Consider the following 23,298-nt stretch of genomic DNA (forward strand, 5'->3'; position numbering starts at 1 on the left):
ACGTCAAAAATCCATGTCCTGGGGAGAGGGGGGATATCATCATGAGTGAATATGATGTGAGTGCACTCAGAAAATTCGTTGCACCCGAGTTTGTCTTCGGCGCTGGAGCAGGCAGTCTTACCGGACAGTTTGCCGCCAACCTTTCCATCCACAAGGCGTTGGTGGTCTCCGGGCCGGTCCTTGAGAACATTGGCACCCCGGGACAGGTTATCGACAGCCTTTCCGAAGCAGGAATCCGCAGCGAGCTGTTTGTCGACGTCTCTCCCAACCCTCGCGATCATGAAGTCATGGCTGGTGCCGAAATATACAAGGAGACCAACTGCGACGCCATTGTGGCCGTGGGCGGCGGTTCGCCCATGGACTGCGCCAAGGCCATCGGCATCGTCTGCACGAACCACCAGCACGTGCTCGAATTTGAGGGCGTGGATAATGTTTCCAACCCCGGTCCGCCGCTGCTTTGCGTCCCCACTACGGCTGGAACCGCTGCTGATATTTCCCAGTTCTGCATCATCAACAACACGCAGCGCAAAGTGAAGATCGCCATCGTGTCCAAGACCATGGTGCCGGACGTGGCACTGATCGATCCGCTGCTGACCATGACCATGGGCGCGGAGCTCACCGCCTACACCGGGCTTGATGCCCTGACCCATGCGGTGGAAGCATATGTCTCCAACGCCAGTTCCCCCATCACCGATCTCAACGCCCTTGAGGCGGTCTGGCTGATACACAAGCACCTTCTGCGCGCTGTGGAAGAGCCGAATAACGTAGAAGCCCGTACCGGCATGATGCTCGCTTCCACCTACGCCGGGCTTGCGTTTTCCAACGCCATCCTTGGTGCGGTCCACGCCATGGCGCACAGCCTCGGCGGTCTGTTGGACCTGCCGCACGGCCTGTGCAATGCCATTTTGCTGGACCATGTGATGGACTTTAATCTCGATGCCGACCCGGAGCGGTTCCGCAAGCTGGGCAACGCGCTGGGTGCTTCCATTCCTCAAGGCGCGCCAATTGATGAAGTGCGAGAGCAGGCCTTGGGCGCTGTGCGCAAGCTCAAGAAGGCTGTGGGCGTTGAGGACAATCTCTGCGAACTGGGCATGACCAAGGACGACCTTTTGCCCCTGGCGGAGAACGCGCTGGCCGATGCCTGTATGCTCACCAACCCAAAGCAGCCTACGGCGGACGAGGTTATCGGCATTTATGAAGAGGCGTGTTGACCGGAAGCCGGTTGATCCGGCAGCCGAGCGCGAAAAGCTGATCGGGCTCGGTAAAAACTCCATCTCAAAGAGCTATTATCCGGAACTCAGGAAACGTCTTGAGGAGTTGGAGCATTTCCGCGCGCTGATGGACCGTATTTCCGACGCCATCTTTGTGGTGGATGCCACCACAGGCACGATCCTTGATGCCTCCGGTGCCATAGAACCCATGCTCGGGTGCAGCGCTTCAGACATCACGGGCAAGGAGTTCCGTGAGTTGCTGCCGGATCATATCGCCCGCTATGCCATTAATCTGTTCTCATCCAACAGCGAACATCTCAGCCTGGAGACCGAGTTCAATTGCTCTGAGTGCAGCTCTTGTCCTCCAGTGCCTGTGGAGCTTTCCATCCGAACGGTCAAGGCGCAGACCGGGGGAAGGGCTGTTATCGTGGCGCGTGACATTTCCGAGCGAAAGCGCAACGAGGAAGCACTGCGCAAGAGCCACGACAAGCTGGAGATACGAGTCCGCGAGCGCACCCGCGAGCTGGAGCGGGCCAACCGCGCCAAGTCCGAATTTCTCTCCATCGTATCCCATGAACTCCGCACGCCGCTGACCTCGGTGATCGGCTTCACCAAGCTCATTCGCAAGAAGCTGCTCGATACGATTTATCCTGCCGTAAACATCAACGATGACACGCAGGTGGCCAAGTCCATGGATACGGTCGAGAAGAACCTCGACATCATTGTGTCCGAAGGCGAGCGTCTGACGAGTCTTATCAACGATGTGCTGGATCTGGCCAAGCTGGAAGCCAACAAGCTGGAGTTCAAGCGGAGGCCGATTAGCCCCAACGAGGTTATTTCCCGAGCCATGGATGCAACCAGCGCGTTGTTCATCGAGTCAGGGTTGACGCTGCTTACCGATATTGACTCTGGTTTGCCCAATGTGGATGCGGATTTCGACCGTATCATTCAGGTTCTGGTCAATCTCTTTTCCAATGCCGTCAAGTTTACCTCTCAGGGAACAGTCACTTGCTGTGCTAGGTTAGTCGAGGACCATGTCCGTATCAGCGTGACCGACACCGGCATCGGTATTCCCGCGCCCATGCTGGAGACCATCTTCGACAAGTTCACTCAGGCCAAGGACACCCTTGATGACGAGCGTCCCCGGGGTACCGGCCTAGGCCTTCCCATCTGCCGAAAGATCATCGAAGCCCATCACGGACACATTTGGGCCGAGTCGACGTTTTCGGGAGCTAAGTTCGTCTTCACCCTTCCTGTTATTAAGTAGCCTCGGCGCGCGATAGCGGTACATCTGCTGCGTTGCCGGGTATGTTTCAATCCTCGACGTAGCGCTGCTACGCCTCCGGTTGAAACATACCCGTCGTCTTGCAGCTGCACCACTCTCGCGCGCCTCACGTTGTTTGGGGCGAGGGCGAAGGGCGCTTCGCTGCTTCGCCTTCGGGAAGATTTGGATGTGGGGTATTATAGTGTTGATTCTCGGTATATCTTTGTCTAAGTTGTAATAATGAGGAAAATTGAATGGCATCCTAGTTTGCGGATTGGGGTGGGGAAAGTGGATGACCAGCACAAGCGGTTGATCCAATTGGTAAACAGTCTGGTTTCCGTGATTCGGGCCGGGGTGGCTGAGGACCTGTTGGGTGAAATCTGTCGGGAATTGTATGACTATACAAATTACCATTTCCGGGATGAAGAGAGCCTGATGCAGGAGGAGGGATACCCCGAGTTTGAGGCCCATTGCCAATTGCATGCGGAGATGACTACCACGGTCAAGGAATATCTGGATGAATTGGAGAAGGGAAAACAGGTCTCGCCCAATGATGTGTTGGAATTCCTGGCCAAGTGGTTGGTGAAACACATCCTCAAGCAGGACATGAAGTTTGCTGCATTCGTAAAGGAGAAGCGGACCAAGGCCCAACGCGAGGCTGCTGAAACCGCTGCTGCCACCGAAACCCAACAGGAAGTCGACAAGTGGCTCTCAAATAAATAACCCGCGCCAGAGGCGAAATCACCTAACAATCCCGCCGAAGGCGACTTCCTAATCTGATTGTATAAACGCTCGGACTAATATCCGGGCGTTTTTATTTGCGAACAGGTCCCACTGCCACGAGATAGAGCAGGGAATTGCCGAAGGGCAACGAGAGCAACTCTGCGGCTTCATAGTCGAAAAAGGCTCCGATCCCGCAGGCCCCCAGATTCTTGGAGGTGGCGGCCAGATAGAGCCGCTGGCCGAGCCTGCCTGCTTCGAGATGGGCGTAGCGATAGGCGCGCGGCCCGCACTGGTTGTTCAGGGCGTGGAGATCGGCTGTGAAGACGATGTGCAGCGCGGCGTTCTGCAACCAACTCTGATCCAGACAGACGCGGGCCGAGGCCGCCATGAGGTCACCGGATTTCATGAGCATGGTGGATTTGTTGTCTCGATCAATGAGGTGATAGCCGGGGGTGAGCCCGCTGTTCGGGCTGGCGATGAAGCCGACCTGTAACGCGCTGGAACAAATGGGCGGCGTGTCGTGGCAAAGGTACGAGATAATATCCACTAAATTCTTGGTGTTGGCCTTGATCGGTATGAAGTTGCGGCTGGAACGACGTTTCATGATGGCCGTCGTGACCGAGCCTTCCAACGCTGGTGCAGGCAAGGGGGTGGATTGGAGCGAGGAGCTTGCTTCCCGCGGAGCAGGGCAGCGGGCAAAGGAAGAGGTCGCCTTGTGCGCGGTCATGAGCCCTTCGGGCGGCTCTGCCGTAGGTGCAGCGCGGCTGAACAGGGGCAGGTCGCCAGTGAGAGGCGGGACCGTGTCGTCCACATCGGTCTGGGAACTGCACCCAAGGGAGTGGATGACTGCGAAGCACCCCTCCTGATCCGGGTCCACGGCCAGAAAGCGATTTACGGCGTTGTCCTTGAAATCATAGTCGATCCGGGCGGGCATGCCGTGGATGCGGGCGGCGTGGAGCAGGTTCTCGGCCATGTGTCCGGTGTCGAGCAGGCAGTAGCGGTAGGCCCGGGGACCGTACTTCCATGCGCTGCGATGAAAAATGGAAGTCAGATAGAAGCGGACGATGGGGGCCGTGCCGCTGAGGGCGCCAAAAACATACCCGGAGCGGAGCTGGGTCAGGGTGTGTTCCAAAGGGCAGTAGTGATACAAACCGTCAGTCATTCCGCTGACGTTTTGTAATGCGATATAAAATTCAGCAGGGTAGAGAGCTCCGGCAGAAGCGACCGTGCGAAAATGAAAGACGTTGCCGTCATGATGGCGGCGTACCTGGCTGATGCCCGCCGTGAGATTGCAGATGGCGGCCAGGATGCCGGGCATATTGGGCTTTTTGGGCAAAGGGTGCTTGTCGAGGCTTTTGCCGAGGGAGGTGTTCGGCAGCCTGAGGTCGTGGGCGAGATGGAATGGCTTGGGAGACCGATACAGCTTGAACGGAACCGGATACTCCTCGCGATTGAGGGTGCGCCCGGAGATCTTGCCGCGCTGGTGGGAAGTATCCAAGTGGTAGTTCAGTATGGGACTGAGGTCATTTGCCATGGCGTTATCCTCGTTGGAGCAATAGAGCGCACCATATCACACACTCCAAGGATGGCAATAGAGAGCGGTCGATCTGTCGCGGGTGGTGCCTTGCAATTTTGCGGGGATTGGGCGATATCATTGAGATAACCATAGGGAGAAGTCATGACTGACGAGCAGATACGGAATCAGGAGAACCCGGTTCTCACCATCCTCAGGACCACGGACGAGGTCAACCAGCTCAAGGACGTTGATACGATTCTGGATAAAATCCTCTATGAATCCAGAAAGTTTTCCAATGCGGATGCTGGTTCCATCTTCCTGGTGGACAAGGACAGTCTCATCTTCAGTTTCGTCCAGAACGATACCCTGTTCAAGGGAGAAGGGGCCAACGCAGCCCTGTATCAGAATTTCGGTATTCCCATCAGTGAGCAGTCCATTGTGGGATACGTGGCCAAGACCCGTAACAGCCTGGCCATTGACGATGCCTACGAACTGGACGTGACTCTGCCGTTCTCGTTCAACAAGTCCTTTGATGAGAAGTCCGGTTACCGGACCACATCCATGCTGACCATCCCGCTCATCGCGCAGGAGAGTCGTCTGGTGGGTGTCATGCAGCTCATCAACGCCAAGAACGACATGGGCAAGGTGGTCCCCTTCGACGACGACGCCCGGACATATATCCCGCTGTTCTGTAACAACGCTTCCGTGGCCATTGAGCGCGGTATTATGAACCGCGAGCTCATCCTGCGCATGATGCAGATGGCCGAGCTGCGCGACCCCACGGAGACGGGCGCCCATGTCCAGCGCGTGGGTGCGTACTGCGCTGAAATTTACGGCACCTGGGCGGCTCGCAGAAAACAGTCTGCAAAGGAAATCAAACGGGTTCGAGATAATCTGCGTCTGGCTGCCATGCTGCACGACGTGGGCAAGGTCGGTATCCCGGATGCCATCCTCAAGAAGCCGGGCAAGCTCACGGACGAGGAGTTCGACGTCATCAAGATGCACACCATTTTCGGGGCGCGCCTCTTCAACAACCTGACCTCGGACCTGGACCGCATGAGCATGGAGATCGCCCTGTGTCACCATGAGAAGTGGGAAGGGCGGGGCTACCCCGGCAAGGTTACTCCGGACATCTGGTCGCCCGAGGTCCAGATGGGTGAGCCCAAGAACGGCGAGGATATTCCGCTTGGCGCGCGTATCTGTGCCGTGGCCGACGTGTTCGATGCCCTGTCGTCGCCCCGGTCCTATAAGGATCCCTTCCCGGATGAGAAATGTATTTCCATTCTGGAGAGCGATGCCGGTACGCATTTCGATCCGGAAATCGTTGAGATATTTGTTGAGATTTTTGACGTCATCAAGGCGATTCGGGCCAAGTACAAGGAACAGTGGAAAGGGTAATGGAGGAACGCATGAAGAAAGAACGCCTCTATGACTTTGTCGACCCGGCTGACGCGGATTGCGTGCGTCGTGAGGTTTTGGGAGTGGTGCGGGAATTTCATCCCGAATATGATGGCACCCTGTTCGATAGGGTTTTTCGTGATATCGAGCGCCTTTTCTTTGGTATGTATCCGGGATACAGGGCGAGCAATACCAAGTATCATAACTTCGAACACACCTGCTCCGTGGTTCTGGCTATGTCCCGCTTGATCTACGGTGCCATGTGTGAGGGGCACGAGTACTCGGAGCGCGCCATTACCCGCGGCCTGTTGTCTGCCCTCTATCATGACGTTGGGCTGATTCAGACCGAGGATGACGAGACTGGCACCGGAGCCAAATATACCGTGGGGCACGAGGAACGATCCATCCAGTTCATGCGGGAAAATCTCGGTGACGTTTTGTCCGATGACAGTATTGAGGATATCGCGGACTGTATTCGTTGCACGATTCTGATGATGCCGCCCTCCAAGATCGCCTTCCGGACTACCACCATGCGCTACATGGGGTATTTCCTCGGTTCTGCCGACCTGCTCGCCCAGATTGCGGATCGGTATTACCTGGAGAAGCTCCTGCTCCTGTTCGAGGAGTTCAAGGAGGCCAAGCTGCCGGGATATGACACCGCCTTTGATCTGCTCCTCAAGACACGCAACTTCTATCAGGAAGTGGCACGCAAGAGATTGGACAACGATCTGGGCAAGGTCGACAAGTACATGGGTGCCTACTTCAATAGTCGGTGGGGCATTGATCGTGATCTGTACGAGGAAGCAATTAATAATAATTTGAATTATCTCGACAGTATACTTTCCGGTTGCAATGATGATCTCGATTGCTTCATGAAGTCTTTGCGTCGTGGCGGTTTTGCTCTGGAGGCCATGAAGTAGAGGTGCGGTTGTTTCCAACTTTATAATTCACTCATGGGCGAGAGGTCGTCATATTACTTGTACCTAATGAAAAATCGAGTAATATGAAATCATGACTGAAACTCCTGCTGCTGAATTAGTATTCGTTGCCCGTCAACCTGTCTTCCATGCCGATGAAACCGTGTGGGGCTATGAGCTGTTGTTTCGCTCTGGGCACGAGAATGTGGCTAACGTCATTGACGAGACGCATGCGACATCTTCAGTCATTGCAGATGGCCTGAGTCTGGCTTTGGAAGGACTGGCGTCCGATATTCATATCCTGATCAATTTCCCGGAAGACATGCTGGTGGACGACGCAGGGTTTGCCTTGCCACCGGAAACGTGCGTGGTGGAAGTGCTGGAACATGTCCGTCCCACACGAAAGACGCTGGATGCCGTGCGCCGTCTCAAGAAGGCGGGGTATACCATTGCGGTGGACGATTATTTTGGTCAGCCACAGCTCAAGCCCTTCATTGATCTCGCCGACATCGTCAAGATCGACATACTGGAACTCGACTCCGACCCGGAGCGCATCAAGGAAGCCATTGCCAACGTGCCGGCGCCCAACGCCACACTGCTGGCCGAGAAGGTCGAGGATCAGAAGACCTTTGAATTCCTTCGAGGTGCAGGTTTCTCTCTCTTCCAGGGGTTCTTCTTCAGTAAGCCTGAGATTATTCCCGGAAAGAAGCTTTCTACCAATGAAGCCACAAAGTTGCAGCTCTTGAGCGAGTTGTCCGGTGACTTTGAGCCAAGACGACTGGCAGAGATTCTCCAGTCTGATCCCAACCTGAGTTATCGTCTGTTCCGTTACATCAACTCCGTGGGCTTCGGCCTTCGCTCCAAGGTAACGTCCCTCAAGCGGGCCATCGACATGATGGGCATGATTCAGGCCAAGCAGTGGCTCCGTTCCGCAGTGCTGGCAGATATGAATACGACGCCCAGGGCCTCTGAGCTCGCCTATATGGCGGTGCAGCGAGCCAAGTTCCTCGAGGCGTTGTGCTCCAGCACCAAGGGTGGGACGTGTACACCGGACACCATGTTCATCACCGGACTCTTTTCCCTGCTTGACGCCATGCTTGGCATCGAGATGGAAGAGGTCCTGGGCAAGTTGCCTTTGGATGATGCCATCGTTGAAGGCTTGACCCGGGACGGCAATGTCAGGGATATGATCACCCTGGCCCAGTGCTATGAACACGGGCACTGGGCCGACACCACCAAGCGGCTCAAGAAGCTCAATCTGGACAGCCGGGCAGCCGATCTCCTCTACGCTCAGTCCCGTAACTGGGCGCAGAGCATGCTGGGTGTTGCCAGCCACCATGATGATGGTGACGGCAAGGGATTCGAGGACTGATCCGCTCCTTTTCCCGGTCTTATCAGGGACATCCATTTCTCTTTAGACATTTTCATGAAAATGTGTTGGTTTCCGGCTGTTGGCGCGGCAGGGCCGCGCAAGGAGCTTGAACCATGGATGCAAAGGCACGACTTCCCATCGGCATGTTCGATTCCGGCGTGGGCGGACTGACGGTCCTCAAAGCGCTCAAGGAACGCCTCCCCTGCGAGGATGTCATCTATCTCGGCGACACTGCGCGCCTGCCTTACGGCACCAAATCCCCCCAGACTGTTGCCCGTTACGCAGTCCAATGCGCTGCCGAACTCGTTAACCGCGGTATCAAGCTGCTGGTCATCGCGTGCAACACCGCCTCTGCCGTGGCGCTGGGGCCACTCCGTGAAGCATACCCCGACATTCCGGTCATCGGCGTGGTCGAGCCCGGAGCGCTGGCCGCCTGCAGGGCCTCTCGCAACGACACCATCGCGGTCATCGCCACGGAATCCACCATCAACGGTGGAGCCTATCAGCGCGCCATTCATAGCATTTCTCCAGCAGCACGCATCATCGGCCATCCCTGCCCGCTGTTCGTTCCTTTGGCGGAAGAAGGATGGGTTGACGGCGATATTCCTGAAGCTGTGGCTGCTCGCTATCTTGATCCCATTTTCAAGCCCGCCTCGGGAACGGAATCGCCTGTAACGCCAGACACTTTGGTGCTCGGTTGTACCCATTTCCCGCTGTTGGCACCCGCTATTCGCAACGTGGTCGATCCGGCCACCGTCATTGTCGACTCCGCTGCCACCACGGCAGAGACCGTGCTCTCCGAACTGGAGCGGCTCTCCATGCGCCGCGCCGAAGGCGAGTGCGGGACAGTCCACTATCTCACCACCGACGATGTGGCACGGTTCGCCCGCACCGGTACCCGTTTTCTGGGTACGGCTATCGGCGAGAGCGAAGTCGAATTGGTTGATTTATAAGCGATTACTTCACAATCATTACAGAGTTGCGAGCTCTGGCTGCCACGTCATGGGCAACGCTGAATCCCTTGGCAAACCACGGTTTTTCTGACTCGGAGACCATGATCAGGGAAAAGTCGTAGCCGAGTTCGGTGATGACTTCTGCCGGGTCGCCTACCTCCACGAGTTGTTCGTGGGGATCGATGCCATTGTCGCGGAAGAACTGGGCTGCCATCTCGACGGCTTCTTCAGCTTCGGATCGCTTCTCTTCCTTTTCGGCCACGGAGAGGAGGGAGATGGGGCAACCACAGGTGTGGGCGTGGTGCACGGCTTTGGGGAGCATGGCGCGGGTCAGGTCATTGTTCTGGACGCAGACGAGATGCCCATGCCCGGGTTCGAGGTGGCGGGCCACGATGACAGAACAATTGGCATGCGCTGCAATCTTCAGGGAGAGTTGCCGTGGGGTTATGAGCTTGCGTAACCCCTCCACCGGCTTTGTGTTATCTCCAACAATAATGATATCCGCCTCGAAACGGTCAGCCTCGTCCACCACGGCCGTGGTGACGTCTTCTGCCGTGCGCAGACGCAAGGATATGCGACCGCCGCAAGCATTGCGGTATTCACGGACAAATTCGCCGGTAGGGTCGCCGGAGAGTTCATGGTGGTGCCAGCTTTCATCGATCTCACCGGAGATTTCGCCGAGATCCACCAGAATATCCTGCGCCTTTTTCAGGTGGGCCATGCCGGGCAGTTCAATGCCCCAGTCGAGGACGTTTTCACGGGCCACGCGTATTTCCATGCCGCCGGATTTGAGGCCGCTGTCCACAGGACGGACATAGAGCAGGGCGATGTCCACACAGCTTTCCTCGCTCAGTCGATGCACGAACTTGAGACCGGTGTATGCCTCGGGGCCGCCGCCAATGCAGACGAGGATGCGGGTTGATAGTTTGTCGGACATGGTGACGACTCCTTACAGACCGATGAGGGGCCAATATGTTTTCGATGCGATGAGCAGCACGGCAAACGACATCAGTGCCATGCGCCAGCCGACCTTCATGAAGTCGGGCGGTCGGAGATAGCCCGAGGAATAGACAATGGTGGAGGCCGGGGTGCCGATGACTGTGAAGTATGCGAAAGCACTGGATATCGCAGTCACCATGCCCACGGCAAGGGGATTGGTCTCAGAACCAACGGCAATGGAGAGAACTACAGGGCCGAGGACCGCCACAGCTGCACCGTTACTCATGGTGTTGGTGATGAAGGTGGTCAGCAGCATGACCGCGCCCAGCAGGCCGATGCCGGAATCCAGCCCCACAGGGGCGAGGGCGTCCATGAAAAGTCCCGCAACCCATGCGGCTGCACCGGTATCGCGCATCTGCACACCAAGGGAGATGGCAGCGGCATAGAGCCAGACAACACCCCAGTTCACGCCGGAGTTCAAATCCTGCCAGCGGACAAGGCCGGTCACGAGGAACAGGGTGGCACCGAGGATGGCGATGGTGCCCATGCCTACCTCGGAGGAGAAGAATACCCAGCCGATAAGGGTCAGTAAAAACAGAATGATTGCAACATAATGCCTGCCGGTGAGGGCGCCTTCGCTGCCGACCTGCTCCTTGAGCTTTTCCACGGCCGGGGCCATGTCGGTGATGTCGGTCTTGAAGGTGTGGCGCAGGATGAGATGCATGAGGGGCAGCTGCACCAGAAAGATGGGGTAGGCGTATATCATCCAGCTGAGATAGCTGACATTGTAGCCGTAGGTGGCCGGGTCATCCGTGGCGTAGAAAAAGTCGCGCAGGTAGTCGATCATGATGGCGTTGCGCGCGCCACCCGAGGGAGTACCGATACCGGCCATGGCACAGGCGTAGGAGATGGAGAACAGGAACAGGAGCGCCAGTGCGCGGCGCTGGTCCGGATCTTCGGTGGCCAGTTGCAGGAGCGATATGGCCACCGGGAGCATCATGGCCGCAACCGTATGCTCACCAATGAATGAGGCAAGGATGCCCGAGAAAACCGAAATACCAAATGCAATACGATAAGTATTTGAACCCGTCACACTGACGATAAACAGAGCCAGTCGTTTGTCCAGTTTCTGCTTTACCAAAGCCACGGCCAGCATGAGGGACCCCATGATGAACAGGACCGAATCCTTCATGAGGGATTTGGCCACCACCGATGAGTCCAGCTTCATGAGGAAGACCTGGCCGAGGATGATCAGCAGGGCCACCGCAGGCAGAGGGATAGGCTCGGTGATGAAGAGTATGGTCGCGCCCACGGTCATGACGAGCACGCGCCAGCCTTCGGGTGAGACGCCGCTTGGTACCGGCCCCAGTATCATGGCCGCCTGAATGATGAGGGTGATGAAGAACCACCGCTTTTCACGTACGTAATGGATCACAATACTTGGAGTGTATACCGCTTTGCCGAGGACGCCAAGGGGGGAGCGGTAAATAGATGGTGCGGTATCGGGGAATATGACCTCTGGTCAGGGTGCCTTGAAAATTCCCTTTCCATTGCAACCCTTTTCTTTCGTGCCGGAGTCGGGTATTTTCAGTAGAGTGACATCACGACTCTAATGAGGAGAAGAGCTTTGAAACGTACACTTTCTGCCCTCGCGAAAAATGAGCCGGGCGTGCTGGCCAAACTGGCAACCGAATTCGGTAAATCCGAAGCAAATATTCTGTCCCTGGCTGCAGGGGAAACCGAGAACCCTGAGATTTCCCGCATCGTGCTGCGGCTCGAAGGGGATGACGCTGCCATCACTGCGGCTGAAAAATACCTCGATAGCCTCGACGTCATCGTCCAGATCGACGACCTGTCCCGCAAGGACTTCGTGGATCGTGAGCTGGTGATGCTGAAGATCACCATGAAGCCGGAGAGCACCGGGCAGCTGATGCAGATTTTCGAAGTATTCCGGGCTAATGTCGTAGGCATGGGTCAGGATACGATCACCGTTGAGCTGGCAGGCGATCAGGAGCGGGTCGAAGGGTTGATCCAGATGCTGAAGCCCTACGGTATCAAATCCATGTGCCGTTCCGGCATGATCGCACTGAAGCGGGGAGATGAGTAGCCGTGACATATGATGCGGTGACAAGTCTGGACGGTCTGGTACGGGCCGTTCTGGAGCAGGCTCGCGGCGGTGAACTGCCCAAGGTGGCCATTGCGCGGTCGGCTGAAGGACACGTGTTGCGTGCCGGAATAGAAGCGTTTGAGCGCGGCGTGGCCGAGCCCATTCTCATTGGTGATATGGCGGAGACGCAAAAGATCGCAGACGAGCGCGGTCTGGATATTTCTTCGTTCAGGCATATCGACATGCCGGACGACCAGATGGCCGTGAATGAGGCGGTGCGCCTGTTCCGTGAGGGCGAGGCCCAGTTCATCATGAAGGGACTGGTCTCCACGGCAGCGCTGCTCAAGGGCGTGCTGAACAAGGAAACGGGCGTGCCCAACCCGGGCCGGATTCTGAGCCATGTGTCAGTGTTCGAGTCGCCTCTTGATGGCAGGCTCATGCTCATGACCGACCCCGGCGTGAACATCGCACCCTCCATGCAGCGCAAGGCGGATATCCTGCGTAACGTGCTGGATGTGGCCCGCAAGCTTGGTATGGTCCGGCCCAAGGTGGCAGTCCTCGCGGCTACGGAAAAAATCAATTATCCCGCTATGCCAGCTACGTTGGACGGTGATATTCTCACCAAGATGTCCCGGCAGGGCGAGTTCGGTGACGCCGAAATCCTTGGCCCGTTGTCCCTTGATCTGGCTGTTTCCAAGGAAGTGGCGGCCTGCAAGCGGTTCGACAGCCCGGTGGCCGGGTGTGCGGATATCCTCCTGACCCCGAACATCGAGGCGGGCAATATCCTTTACAAGGCGCTGACCACCTTGTCCGGCTGTACCATGGCCGCGGTAGTGGTGGGTAGTCAGGTGCCTGTTGTGGTGCCGTCCCGCGGAGATTCCGATGCGTCGAAGTTCCACTCCATTGCGCTGGCCAGTTTGCTGGCCCAAAGGAGCGGGTGATGCGTGTATTTGTGATCAATCCCGGCTCCACCTCCACCAAGGTGGCTTTGTACGACGACGGTAACGCCGTGGTGGCAAAGGAGTTTCAGCACGACAAGGCTGAGCTGGCCGAATTTGACCGCGTGATGGAGCAGCATGATTTTCGTATGGCCGCCATCCGCTCTGTGCTTGATGAGGCAGGTGTGGACCCGGCGTCCATGGATGGCGTGGCGGGTCGTGGCGGCATGCTGCATGCCCTTGAAGGCGGCGTTTACGAAGTGAATGACGAGATGCTGCACGACCTGCAGCAGGCCAGATATGGCGAGCATCCGTGCAATCTGGGTGCGGTGCTGGCACGGGAGCTGGCCGAGGAATGGGGCGTCCCCGCTTACATCGTGGACCCGGTGGTCACGGATGAGCTTATGGACGCGGCCCGTTTTACCGGATTGCCCGGCCTCAGGCGGCGCAGTCTGTTCCACGCCCTGAACCAGCGCGGCACTGCGCGGACCACGGCGGCCAAGTTCGGTATTTCCTATGAATCCAGCAACTTTATCGTCTGTCATATGGGCGGCGGTATCTCCATCGGGGCCCACCGACAGGGCCGGGTCGTGGATGTCATCAATGCGCTGGACGGTGAAGGACCGTTTTCGCCGGAACGTACCGGCGGTCTCCCCGTGATTCCCATTCTGGACATGGTGGAAAGCGGTGAGCGTAGCACCTCGGAATTAAAGCAGATTATTTTGCGTGAAGGTGGCGTCTACGCTCATCTCGGTACCAATGACCTGCGTGACGTGGTCAAGCGCATGGACGACGGCGACGAGCAGGCCAGGCAGGTGTTCATGGCGCTGGCCTATGGCATTGCCCGGTATATGGCATCGCTCGCTCCGGCGTTGGCCGATGAAAACGGCGTGGTGGAAGTGGCTGGCGTTGTGCTGACGGGCGGACTGGCTCGCAGTGAACCGCTGGTTGCGGAAATATCCCGCATGGTCAGCTACTTGGGTCCTGTGTCCGTGGTGACTGGCGACGAGGAAATGGCTTCGCTGGCAGGCGGTGCCGTGCGAGTGCTGGAAGGAATCGAGACGGCCAGGATTTACGTGGCAGAGCCTGTCTAGCCACGCTTTGTGATGGTTGTGAGGTTGTCGATTTATCAAGTATGAATAAGGGTTGATATAAGCCTATTGTAAAATAAAAGAATCACAGGTACGTTTCAGATGTAACTGTAAAAAAGTGTAAGTCTGAGGTGGCGGTGCCTTGGCACACACCTCTGATGTCGAGGAAGCGAAACGTGGGATCCCTTTTTTCCAATACCATCTCGCTGAGAAAGAGCGTTCAGATCTCGGACGACGAGTTCGTTCAGCTGCGCGATTTCATTTATGAGAAGAGCGGTATTTTCGTGGACATCAAGCGGAAATACCTGTTTGAGAGCCGTTTTTCCAAGCGCCTTTCCGCGCTTGGGCTCAGCTCTTTCGGGGATTACGTCAAGTTCCTCAAGTACGATTCCAACAAGGCGCAGGAGTTGAACAAGCTGTTCGAACTGGTGACTACCAATGAAACTAGTTTCTGGCGCGACACCAAGCAGTTGGAATCATTCCGTGATCATGTTCTCAAAGAAAAGATCGAGGAACAGCGTAAGGCTGGCAAGCTCGAGCTGAATATCTGGTCGGCAGGATGTTCCTCCGGTGAGGAGCCCTACACCCTGTCCATCCTGTTGCACGAGGTGTTGCGGATGGAACTGGCCAAATGGCGCATCAATATCACGGCAGTGGACCTTTCCCCTGCCATGATCGAGCGGGCCCAAAAGGGCGTATACGGCGAGTACGCCTTCAAGACCACGCCGGAAGAGATCAAGAATCGGTATTTTACCAAAGATCCCGGTGGTTGGAAGATCAAGCCAGCCGTTGGGAAGCTAATCAAATTCCAGCAGATGAACCTGAATGATCGCATGTCGCTCAAGCGAGTGCCGCGGTCGCATATTGTCTTCTGTCGGAATGTGATCATTTATTTTGATCAGGATATGAAGCAACGGGTTGTCGGCTCCTTCTATGACAACCTGCTCCCGGACGGATATCTGATGCTCGGACACTCGGAGACGCTCCACAAGGTTTCCAAGACGTTCAAGCCCATCTATCATCCTGGAACTATTGCGTATAAGAAGGAAGGCTAGGGGACTGCAACACTCCGCAACAAAGGGGACCTGGTTTGGCTATCAAGCGCTTGGATGAGCTTACCGCAGGAATGGTTCTGGCCTCGGATTTGAAGGCCGAGGACGGCAGGCTGCTCTTCAAGTCCGGCACCGAGCTGGAGGAGCGGCATTTGACGCTGCTCGAGCGGGTGGGCGTATCGTCCGCCGAGGTCGAGGACACATGCGAACTGAGCGATGAGACTCTCTGCGAAGTCGAGGACTATGTCCGCGAATTCTTTCTCTATGTGGACCCGGATTTCCCGCCGTCCATCGAGCTGTTCCGTGTTGTCTTGGAGTTGACCGGCAAAGCCGTGGCTGGCGGCTGGACGCTCCCCGACGTTGCCGAACGCCGTGCTGCCAGCGTGGAGCACATGGCCGACCTCTTCCTCAAGGGAATGGGATCGCCCGAGACCATCGTCAAACACGAGACCGAACTAGCCAGTTTTCCTGACGTTTATTTCCGCATCCGTGAAGTGTTGGAGGACGACAGCGCCTCTGCCGATCGTATCGCGCAGGTGGTGAGCACGGACATGAGCCTCGCGGCCAAGCTGCTCAAGCTGGTCAATTCGCCCCTCTACGGCTTCCCTTCGACCATTGATTCTGTCAGCCGAGCCGTGGCACTGGTGGGCGCCAAGGAGTTGTCCACGCTGGCGTTGGGTATTTCCGCCATCAACTATTTCAAGGATATCCCGCCGGAACTGGTGGACATGAAGTCCTTCTGGCGCCACTCCATCACCTGCGGCATCTTTGCCAAGATCATTGCCTCTGCCCAGACCGGCTTGAGCCCGGAACGATTCTTTATTGCCGGGCTGCTGCATGATGTCGGGCGGCTCATCATGTTCAAGAAGCTGCCGTATGCCTCCACCGAGGCCATGCTCTTTGCCCGCGAGAACTCTATTCCGCTGGTGGAAGCCGAACGATCGGTGTTGGATTTCTGCCACACAGACATCAGCGCTCCGCTGCTCAAGTCGTGGCAGTTCCCGGAAGGGCTTTCCGACATGATCAACTACCACCACAGCCCCATGGCGTTCCCCAATCCGCTCGAGCCTGCCATCATCCATGTGGCTGACAATCTCGCCAACGCCGTTCAGGTCGCCGAGGGCGGCATGTACGTTCTGCCGGGATTCGATGAAGATGCGTGGACCCTGCTGGGGCTGGACGAGGGCTTCCTCGACCGCGCTGTCGAAGATTATCGGCAACAGATCGATACTATTCTAACTGCCTTTTTCTAGACGATTTTTTCAGATCGTCATCCAGAATCGTCACCCTGCATTTGCGCCGCCTGAAAGGGCGGCTTTTTCTTGCTCGATGAGGTCCTTTCGGATCTGTCTCGACACGACGACCGAGTCGAATACGACCTGTCCTACATAGAAAACGAGGATGGGAAAGATGGCCAGCGGATGATGCTCAGCATAGGTCATGGACCACAAGGCAACGGACAGAGACATGGGCTTGTCCGAGGTAATGAAGAGAAACGAGCGCGCAGGGCGTTCCTTCAGATTCAGCCACTTCCGTGAGACCAGCCACGATGCACCAATCATGATGACATGCAGTAATACGCAAGGCGCTACAATCTTCACCAGATCACCCAGTTGCAGGGAGTGGAACAGTGCGGATTCCTTGGAACATGAGGTGTATACGAGGATGGTGATACACACCATGGGCATATAGTGGGAGAGGGCTTCGGTGCGTTCCGGCAGGCGGGGAAAGAAACGGCGCAGCATCTGGCCAGCAAAGGCCGGAATGAAGAGGTAGAACAGCAACTTCTTGAGGACCAGTAATTCGTTGACCGGGGTCTCACCGCCCAGCCAGATTGCGAGGTTGGCCGGGATGGAGATAATGCCGGTCAGATTCAGTGTGATGAGCAGGATTACCGCCGTGAGTGGGTCGCCACCTGCGCTGGCCGCCATGGCCATGGCCGCTTCCAGCGAGCTGGGCAGGCTGGAGAGGAGCAAAAAGCCGATGCGGAAGTCCGATTCCAGCCCGAAAGCCATGGAAAGCAGGTTTGCAACAAGCGGGTAGCCCACCACGGCTACCAGTACGGCCGCGCCGATCATGAGTCCGTATTGTCGAACATTCCCAAGCCCTTCAAAGGACATACGCAGTCCCTGAACAACAAAGATGAGCGCCACCAGCGGGGCGTTGATGTCAAATGCGCCCAATCCGGACGTATCCAGCGGGAAGTGCATGCTCATCCACAAGGCGAAGAGGATGCCGATGAGCAGGATGTTTTTCTGAATCAGGTGGTTGAAGCCGAGAAGTATGCGTACAGCGTTCATGGTCTTTCCACGGTTGAAGGTTGATGTCCGTGCATACAACACTCAACTGTGAGATGTCATCATGGGGCGCGGCACGTTCAATTACGAATTGGGAAACTATTGGCTCGTGAGGGAAAGGTCAGGAGGCACTGTTTCCATGTCGTACTTCTTAAGGATTTCCGAGATCTGTTGTGTTTCATGTAATCTTAGGTAGGCTGCGTTGAACTTATCAACCAGCGTTATCCCCGTATACTTCTTGGAAAAACCTACATAGTACAACACGCTGCTGTCAGTGCCGGCGTATCGGATGCTGTGCATCTTCATCTTGTGTATCATAGCTAAACCAACGTACTTATTGGAAAATACTGCGCTGACTCTTCTTGAATTGAGCTTTCTGAAGCCTGATTCATCATCCGGTCTCATATCAATTGACACCTTTGATGCATGTTCCACGATGGTCTGGAGGCGTATTGCCGTGTTCGATGGTCCGTACACCGCGACACGATACCCGGAAATGTCAGCAGGAGATTGGTACTCTAATTCATCTGTTTTATGTACGAAAAACCCGTAATCTCCTTTGAATAATGGGTAGGAGAAGTTGAGTGACAATGCTCGTTCCGGATTCTTGGCAAGGAGGAACATAGCGTTGGCAAGTCCCGTTGCAACATGTTTCTGTGCCCGCGCCCAAGGCAGCATCTCGAAACCGCAATCGAGTTCAGCCTCTTTGCAGATGGCTTGGACAACTTCAACTGCCGGGCCTGATATGTCCTCATCAATAAGGTAGCTGTAAGGTGGAAAATCCTGGGTGGCAAACATCAGGTCATGGGTTTGCGCCGAGGACAAGCACGGCAGAACCACGACAATAGACAAGCATACTCCTATAACTATTGAGGAAAGATGGTTTGCCATGTGTGTTGTCCTCCAGATGCATTCCATGCCTATGGATGATTTTTCATGTCGAAGGCGCGCATGATTTGAGAATAATGCTGGTCGCCGTGAATCCATTTCACCAGATTTGAAAATAAGTCCTCATGGCAAAAGGAACAATTATAGATGCATGACAACGGAATGTTGGGAGGGGAGGCGGAGTTCTTTTCAGTCTGTCCATTTTCAGGTAGTTAGAGCCATGCCTGAATTGCCTGAAGTGGAAGTCATCGCCCGAGGTCTGCACTCGACCTTGGAAGGGCGAACCGTGGAAGCCGTGCCGTATGCCGATCTGACTCGGTTGAGCGAGCCTGCCGATACCCTGTTGCCCAAACTGCCGGGCAGCACTGTGAAGCGTGTCTACCGACGGGCCAAGGTGCTGCTCATTGAGATGACTGACGGCATGTCACTGGGATTTCATCTGAAAATGACTGGGCGTGTGGTGCATGGCCCCATGCGCGAGCCGGATAAGCACGACCGACTCTTCATGTCGCTGGATGATGGCTCCCTGCTTTCCTTTGCCGACATGCGCAAGTTCGGTTATGTCCGCTCCTTCACTCCGGGAGAGTTGGAGAAATGGGAGTTTCTGTGCAAATGTGGGCCGGAGCCGCTTGAGACTACGCCCGAGGTGCTGGCGGATCGGCTCAAGGATCGCAAGTCCGCCATCAAGGGTGTGCTCCTCAATCAGGCTGTTGTCGTGGGAATAGGTAATATTTACGCGGACGAAGCGCTCTTTCGAGCCGGAATCCATCCGGAGACAAAGGCCCATCGTATCAGCAGGTCCAAGGCGATCAAGCTGTTTACCGAGATCCAGGCTGTACTGAAGCAGGCGATTGCCGAGAACGGCAGCTCCATCAGGGATTATGTGAACGCCTCCGGTGACGCTGGGGCTTTTCAAAATAATTTCAATGTTTACGGAAGGAAAGGCGAAGAGTGTCGCATCTGTAAGGGGACTCTTCAAGCGGTAAAAGTGGCAGGGAGGACCTCCACGTTTTGTCCGAAATGCCAGCAAAAGCGTTAACTGCAATTGTCTTTTAAAGATAGTTGTAGATTCGGTTCGAAAACAAGTCGTAAATGGCGGTAGCCCCATGGCGATTTGTGCTGCAAAATGGGTAGGACACTGCAGCTCCTGTGATATACGAGAGAAATATGATCGTAATTGGATGTATAACAGGAGCTTAATTTGTGAATTGTGTGTTCATACATAGAAATGCTGTGGAAAAAATGTTCATAGTGTGTTCGTAAAATTAAAATAACAAAATCAGCATATAGAAAAAGTCTAACACTTTTCTAGAAAAATGGGCGTCAATAAAATCAGTAGGTTGATGAAGTGGCCAGAATACAGGACTTCAAGTGAGTACACACGGTAAAACCATAGCAAAGAACGCTGCTGTTGTAGCAGGCGCAACCCTGATTTCAAGGGTGTTGGGGTTTCTTAGAGATGTCATCGTAGCCTTTGCCCTGGGCGCAGGACTCTTTGCTGACGCCTTTTTTGTGGCGTTTCGTATCCCGAATCTGCTGAGGCGGCTCTTTGGTGAAGGGTCGCTGACCATGGCGTTTATCCCGGTATATTCGCGCGTTAGGGAAGAAGAAGGCGAAGAGGCTGCGCAGGCGATGGCTCGTTCTGCTATGATCTGGCTCGCCGTGGTGCTCTGCGGCATCACCGTGCTGGCAGAAGTGCTGGCTGGTCCGCTTACTATGGGGATAGCGCCGGGTTTTACCAAGAATCTCGAGCAGTTTGAGGCTACGGTTGACCTTATTCGAATTTGCTTCCCTTATGTTATTTTTATTTGTGGCGTGGCCCTGTGTATGGGCATCCTCAATTCGCGGAATCACTTTCTGGCCCCCGCGCTTGCTCCTGTTGTGCTCAATGTCGCATTGATCGGCTCAGCCTTGATAGGTCATTTCTTCGGACTTAATGTGGCATATTCCATGGCATATGGCGTGGTTATCGGCGGTGTTGGGCAATTCCTTTTGCAGCAGCCTTTCCTGCATTCCACTGGGTTCCGATGGCGCGGACCGTGGTCGTGGAAGAACAAGGGCGTGGCCCGTATGGGGCTGCTCATGTTGCCCACTGTGTTTGGCGCTGCGGTCTACCAGATCAACATCCTGCTCGGCACCTTGCTGGCCTCCTACCTTCCGGTGGGTTCGGTCTCTTATCTCTATTATGCCGACAGGTTGGTGCAATTCCCTCTCGGAGTATTCGGCATCGCCGTATCTACCGCAGCCTTACCGAGTCTGGCCAGGCTGGCTGCGAAAGGGGAGATGGAAGAGTTCGACGGCGCGCTGTCTGTGGCGCTTGGGCTGACCCTGTTCATCGCGCTTCCGGCCGCTGCCGGCTTGATAGGGCTGGCTAACCCGGTCATTTCGCTGTTATTCGAGCGCGGAGCCTTTACCGCAGAGGCCGTGGATGCCACCTCCCGCGCTTTGGTGGCCTATTCCATCGGGCTGCCATTCATCGCTCTGGCCCGTCCTCTGGTAGCTGGGTTCTATGCGCTGGAGGACACCAAAACGCCGGTCAAGATCGCGGTGGTGTGCCTCGTCGCTAACATCGGCTTCGGTATCTGGTTGATGCAGTTCATGGCCCATGTCGGTCTCGCTTTGGCTGTGAGTATCTCCTCCTGTCTGAATTTTGTGCTCCTCCATGTGTTGCTGGCTCGTAAGCGCGGTTCCGTGCTGGTTCCCCTTTCTTCGGCAGTGAAAACAACGCTCCTCAGCGTGGGCGTCGGGTTTGGTGCATACGTTGCCGCTTCCCATGACCCATGGTGGCTGGCAGCCATCCCCGTTTTGGTGGTCCTGTATATCGGCGCGGCCTATGTGCTTCGTATGGACGAGGCGCGTATGTTTGCCGATTTGATTCGTTCTCGCATCCGCCGCAAGCGTCGTGGGCAGGAGGCGTAGTTGTGGCTGCCATTGATACCGAAGCGATACTCGAACGGCGTGATTATTTCCCGCGCGGAATGGTCCAGCCCGAGGGTGGGTACCGCTTTTCACTCGACTCATTGCTGCTTGCCTGTTTTGCCTCTCCGGGGCGTCAACATGTGGGCATCGATCTCGGTTGCGGTTGTGGCGTTGTCGGCATCGCAATGCTCCTTCGTCAGCCAGATTTGAAGATAACGGGCGTCGAGATTGATCAAGATGCTGCAGAGGCTGCCGAGGAAAATGGAGTCAATCTGCACCTTATCGATAAGTTCTCTGTAGAGCAGGGTGACGTGACTGCGTGGCGGCCCGAAAAAGTGGTAGATTTCGTGGTCTCCAATCCCCCCTATCGGGAGCTTGGTAGAGGGCGTGTGAGTCAGGGAGAGGAGCGTAAGACAGCTCGGTTTGAGAACCGCGCCAACTTCGCCGCCTTTGCTCGTTGCGCTGCCATTGCTCTCAAAACCCGAGGCAAGTTTGCCTTCGTTCACCTGCCCGAGCGGCTGCCTGAAATCATGGCCGGATTGGCTGCGGCCAAGTTGGAGCCCAAGCGTATGCGGATGGTGTATGGCCGTCCCGGCGAGACCGCCAGAATGGTGCTCATGGAGACGGTCAAAGCAGGTGGCCCGGGCCTCCAGGTTGAGCCGCCGCTATTCCTTCACGAAGGGGAAGGGCAAGATACCAGAGTGACGGAAGAGGCTATTGAATTTTGTCCGTACCTCAGATGCAATCGATAAGTTTCCGAAGGGATAATCATGAGTGATTACGTAAAAAAAAGAGTGACCGATCTGTTTGGAAACGGGCAGTTGTTCTGTGCTGAAACCGTCCTTGCCGTCATGGCTGAAGCAGGCGGTAGAGATCCCAAGCAGCTTGTCGGGATGGCCACCGGGTTCTGTAGCGGGGCTGCCCGCACCAATGGGCAATGTGGTGCTGTTTCTGGCGCAATAATGGGCATCGGTCTCTATGCCGGACGGACAGAGCCGGGGGGCGACTATGAACCAGCCTACGCCTTGGTGCAGGATTTTTTGGAGCGGTTTAATGAGAAGTGTGGCTCCATTAATTGCCTCGCACTGACCGGTTGCGACTTTTCCACCCCAGAGGGGCAGGAGCGGTTCGCTGAGAAGCGGCTTATCCGAAAATGCATTCAATACGCTGTGTTTGCGATAGATACTGCGCTGGAGCTGTTACGAGGGGAGGGCTATCTCCCGGAGATGGCGGAGATGCTGAAATCGCAGATCGCGCCGTGCGGCCTCTCGTGTGGTAAATGTCTGGCCTATGACGGCGGCCCGATACAGGTGGCGGCCCAGACGCTGACATCTGAGCTGGGCGACAAATTTGGGGCTTACGCGAAACGGTTCGAAGGGATGAACCCGGTGTTTGCCAACTACGGTTCCTTCAAAGAGCTGCTCGATTTTATGGCAGGGGGATCATGCTCGGGCTGTCGGGAAAAGGGATGTCTGTTCAAAGCTTGCCGAGTGCCGAAATGTGCCAAGGAACACGGGGTGGATTTCTGCTTCCAGTGTGACCAGTTCCCGTGCGAAGAACACGGTATGCCAGACGCGTTGGCGGCTCGTTGGAAAGCAAACAATGAGGCCATGGCTGACAGGGGTGTCGAGGCGTGGTTCGTAGAATGGATGGACCGCCATCGCTATCTGTAATACGGACTGTGCTCTGCTGATCGGAAACTTTTCGTCAATT

The 23,298-nt window shown here is 55.9% G+C and carries 21 protein-coding genes; 16 read left to right on the forward strand and 5 right to left on the reverse strand.

The window, feature by feature from the left end; translation table 11 throughout:
- Positions 1-41 precede the first annotated feature (41 nt).
- From ercA to HFN16_RS06560, 3 genes are all read left to right on the forward strand, one after another.
- Complete coding sequence (ercA, locus tag HFN16_RS06550; protein WP_168889991.1) at positions 42-1,211, forward strand: alcohol dehydrogenase-like regulatory protein ErcA; 1,170 nt, start codon at positions 42-44, stop codon at positions 1,209-1,211.
- Entirely contained in the window at positions 1,195-2,478 is a 1,284-nt protein-coding gene (locus HFN16_RS06555) for an ATP-binding protein (RefSeq protein WP_168889992.1), read from the forward strand. The genes ercA and HFN16_RS06555 overlap by 17 nt, the downstream gene beginning before the upstream one ends.
- 285 nt (positions 2,479-2,763) lie before the next feature.
- Entirely contained in the window at positions 2,764-3,198 is a 435-nt protein-coding gene (locus tag HFN16_RS06560; protein ID WP_168889993.1) for a bacteriohemerythrin, read from the forward strand.
- A 91-nt stretch (positions 3,199-3,289) separates the two neighbouring features.
- Here HFN16_RS06560 and HFN16_RS06565 read toward each other — a convergent pair whose 3' ends face one another.
- The gene (locus HFN16_RS06565) at positions 3,290-4,732 is read right to left on the reverse strand and encodes a SagB/ThcOx family dehydrogenase (RefSeq protein ID WP_168889994.1); all 1,443 of its coding nucleotides are present in this window, start codon (positions 4,730-4,732) and stop codon (positions 3,290-3,292) included.
- Between the two features lie 144 nt (positions 4,733-4,876).
- On the opposite strand from HFN16_RS06565, the gene HFN16_RS06570 reads away from it, so the two are divergent.
- The 4 genes from HFN16_RS06570 (at position 4,877) to murI (ending at position 9,354) form a co-directional block, all read left to right on the forward strand.
- Positions 4,877-6,112 carry an HD domain-containing phosphohydrolase gene (locus tag HFN16_RS06570; protein ID WP_168889995.1) on the forward strand — a complete coding sequence of 412 codons (1,236 nt, stop codon included), beginning with the start codon at positions 4,877-4,879 and terminating at the stop codon, positions 6,110-6,112.
- Positions 6,113-6,123: 11 nt separating this feature from the next.
- Complete coding sequence (locus HFN16_RS06575) at positions 6,124-7,032, forward strand: HD domain-containing protein (protein ID WP_168889996.1); 909 nt, start codon at positions 6,124-6,126, stop codon at positions 7,030-7,032.
- Positions 7,033-7,123: 91 nt separating this feature from the next.
- Entirely contained in the window at positions 7,124-8,401 is a 1,278-nt protein-coding gene (locus HFN16_RS06580) for an EAL domain-containing protein (RefSeq protein ID WP_168889997.1), read from the forward strand.
- A gap of 113 nt (positions 8,402-8,514) precedes the next feature.
- Complete coding sequence (gene murI, locus HFN16_RS06585) at positions 8,515-9,354, forward strand: glutamate racemase (protein ID WP_168889998.1); 840 nt, start codon at positions 8,515-8,517, stop codon at positions 9,352-9,354.
- A gap of 4 nt (positions 9,355-9,358) precedes the next feature.
- On the opposite strand, the gene HFN16_RS06590 is transcribed toward murI, so the two are convergent.
- Positions 9,359-10,291, reverse strand: a complete 933-nt coding sequence (locus tag HFN16_RS06590; protein ID WP_168889999.1) for a universal stress protein — start codon at positions 10,289-10,291, stop codon at positions 9,359-9,361.
- Positions 10,292-10,303: 12 nt separating this feature from the next.
- Positions 10,304-11,728: a DASS family sodium-coupled anion symporter gene (locus HFN16_RS06595; protein WP_168890000.1), complete on the reverse strand. Its 1,425-nt coding sequence runs from the start codon at positions 11,726-11,728 to the stop codon at positions 10,304-10,306.
- Positions 11,729-11,920: 192 nt separating this feature from the next.
- On the opposite strand from HFN16_RS06595, the gene ilvN reads away from it, so the two are divergent.
- The 5 genes from ilvN (at position 11,921) to HFN16_RS06620 (ending at position 16,734) form a co-directional block, all read left to right on the forward strand.
- Entirely contained in the window at positions 11,921-12,400 is a 480-nt protein-coding gene (gene ilvN / locus HFN16_RS06600) for an acetolactate synthase small subunit (protein WP_168890001.1), read from the forward strand.
- 2 nt (positions 12,401-12,402) lie between these two features.
- The gene (locus HFN16_RS06605) at positions 12,403-13,341 is read left to right on the forward strand and encodes a phosphate acyltransferase (protein WP_168890002.1); all 939 of its coding nucleotides are present in this window, start codon (positions 12,403-12,405) and stop codon (positions 13,339-13,341) included.
- Positions 13,341-14,432 (forward strand): butyrate kinase, encoded by a 1,092-nt coding sequence (gene buk / locus HFN16_RS06610; protein ID WP_168890003.1) that lies wholly within the window; start codon positions 13,341-13,343, stop codon positions 14,430-14,432. The genes HFN16_RS06605 and buk overlap by 1 nt, the downstream gene beginning before the upstream one ends.
- Before the next feature lie 173 nt (positions 14,433-14,605).
- A complete protein-coding gene (locus HFN16_RS06615) occupies positions 14,606-15,484 on the forward strand; it encodes a protein-glutamate O-methyltransferase CheR (protein ID WP_168890004.1) in 879 nt (292 codons plus the stop codon).
- Positions 15,485-15,519: 35 nt separating this feature from the next.
- Positions 15,520-16,734 carry an HDOD domain-containing protein gene (locus HFN16_RS06620; protein ID WP_168890005.1) on the forward strand — a complete coding sequence of 405 codons (1,215 nt, stop codon included), beginning with the start codon at positions 15,520-15,522 and terminating at the stop codon, positions 16,732-16,734.
- 30 nt (positions 16,735-16,764) lie between these two features.
- On the opposite strand, the gene HFN16_RS06625 is transcribed toward HFN16_RS06620, so the two are convergent.
- Together HFN16_RS06625 and HFN16_RS06630 are read right to left on the reverse strand one after the other, a co-directional pair.
- The gene (locus HFN16_RS06625; RefSeq protein ID WP_168890006.1) at positions 16,765-17,781 is read right to left on the reverse strand and encodes a bile acid:sodium symporter; all 1,017 of its coding nucleotides are present in this window, start codon (positions 17,779-17,781) and stop codon (positions 16,765-16,767) included.
- A 96-nt stretch (positions 17,782-17,877) separates the two neighbouring features.
- Complete coding sequence (locus HFN16_RS06630) at positions 17,878-18,669, reverse strand: transporter substrate-binding domain-containing protein (RefSeq protein ID WP_168890007.1); 792 nt, start codon at positions 18,667-18,669, stop codon at positions 17,878-17,880.
- 217 nt (positions 18,670-18,886) lie between these two features.
- Between HFN16_RS06630 and mutM the strand changes: the two genes are divergently transcribed.
- From mutM to HFN16_RS06650, 4 genes are all read left to right on the forward strand, one after another.
- The gene (mutM, locus tag HFN16_RS06635) at positions 18,887-19,705 is read left to right on the forward strand and encodes a bifunctional DNA-formamidopyrimidine glycosylase/DNA-(apurinic or apyrimidinic site) lyase (protein WP_168890008.1); all 819 of its coding nucleotides are present in this window, start codon (positions 18,887-18,889) and stop codon (positions 19,703-19,705) included.
- A gap of 332 nt (positions 19,706-20,037) precedes the next feature.
- Entirely contained in the window at positions 20,038-21,585 is a 1,548-nt protein-coding gene (gene murJ / locus HFN16_RS06640; RefSeq protein WP_168890009.1) for a murein biosynthesis integral membrane protein MurJ, read from the forward strand.
- Positions 21,586-21,587: 2 nt separating this feature from the next.
- A complete protein-coding gene (locus HFN16_RS06645; protein ID WP_168890010.1) occupies positions 21,588-22,337 on the forward strand; it encodes a methyltransferase in 750 nt (249 codons plus the stop codon).
- 18 nt (positions 22,338-22,355) lie between these two features.
- Positions 22,356-23,258 carry a C-GCAxxG-C-C family (seleno)protein gene (locus HFN16_RS06650; protein WP_168890011.1) on the forward strand — a complete coding sequence of 301 codons (903 nt, stop codon included), beginning with the start codon at positions 22,356-22,358 and terminating at the stop codon, positions 23,256-23,258.
- Positions 23,259-23,298: the final 40 nt, after the last annotated feature.

Source organism: Pseudodesulfovibrio sp. zrk46 (assembly GCF_012516435.1).
In the GTDB taxonomy this organism is placed as follows: Bacteria; Desulfobacterota; Desulfovibrionia; order Desulfovibrionales; family Desulfovibrionaceae; genus Pseudodesulfovibrio.

What these genes read in the sequence shown, in the direction of transcription:
- ercA (WP_168889991.1), top strand. Translation starts at nt 42, where the DNA reads ATGAGTGAATATGATGTGAGTGCACTCAGAAAATTCGTTGCACCCGAG.
- HFN16_RS06555 (WP_168889992.1), top strand. Translation starts at nt 1,195, where the DNA reads ATGAAGAGGCGTGTTGACCGGAAGCCGGTTGATCCGGCAGCCGAGCGC.
- HFN16_RS06565 (WP_168889994.1), bottom strand. Translation starts at nt 4,732, where the DNA reads ATGGCAAATGACCTCAGTCCCATACTGAACTACCACTTGGATACTTCC.
- HFN16_RS06570 (WP_168889995.1), top strand. Translation starts at nt 4,877, where the DNA reads ATGACTGACGAGCAGATACGGAATCAGGAGAACCCGGTTCTCACCATC.
- HFN16_RS06575 (WP_168889996.1), top strand. Translation starts at nt 6,124, where the DNA reads ATGAAGAAAGAACGCCTCTATGACTTTGTCGACCCGGCTGACGCGGAT.
- HFN16_RS06580 (WP_168889997.1), top strand. Translation starts at nt 7,124, where the DNA reads ATGACTGAAACTCCTGCTGCTGAATTAGTATTCGTTGCCCGTCAACCT.
- murI (WP_168889998.1), top strand. Translation starts at nt 8,515, where the DNA reads ATGGATGCAAAGGCACGACTTCCCATCGGCATGTTCGATTCCGGCGTG.
- HFN16_RS06590 (WP_168889999.1), bottom strand. Translation starts at nt 10,291, where the DNA reads ATGTCCGACAAACTATCAACCCGCATCCTCGTCTGCATTGGCGGCGGC.
- buk (WP_168890003.1), top strand. Translation starts at nt 13,341, where the DNA reads ATGCGTGTATTTGTGATCAATCCCGGCTCCACCTCCACCAAGGTGGCT.
- HFN16_RS06625 (WP_168890006.1), bottom strand. Translation starts at nt 17,781, where the DNA reads ATGAACGCTGTACGCATACTTCTCGGCTTCAACCACCTGATTCAGAAA.
- HFN16_RS06630 (WP_168890007.1), bottom strand. Translation starts at nt 18,669, where the DNA reads ATGGCAAACCATCTTTCCTCAATAGTTATAGGAGTATGCTTGTCTATT.
- mutM (WP_168890008.1), top strand. Translation starts at nt 18,887, where the DNA reads ATGCCTGAATTGCCTGAAGTGGAAGTCATCGCCCGAGGTCTGCACTCG.
- HFN16_RS06650 (WP_168890011.1), top strand. Translation starts at nt 22,356, where the DNA reads ATGAGTGATTACGTAAAAAAAAGAGTGACCGATCTGTTTGGAAACGGG.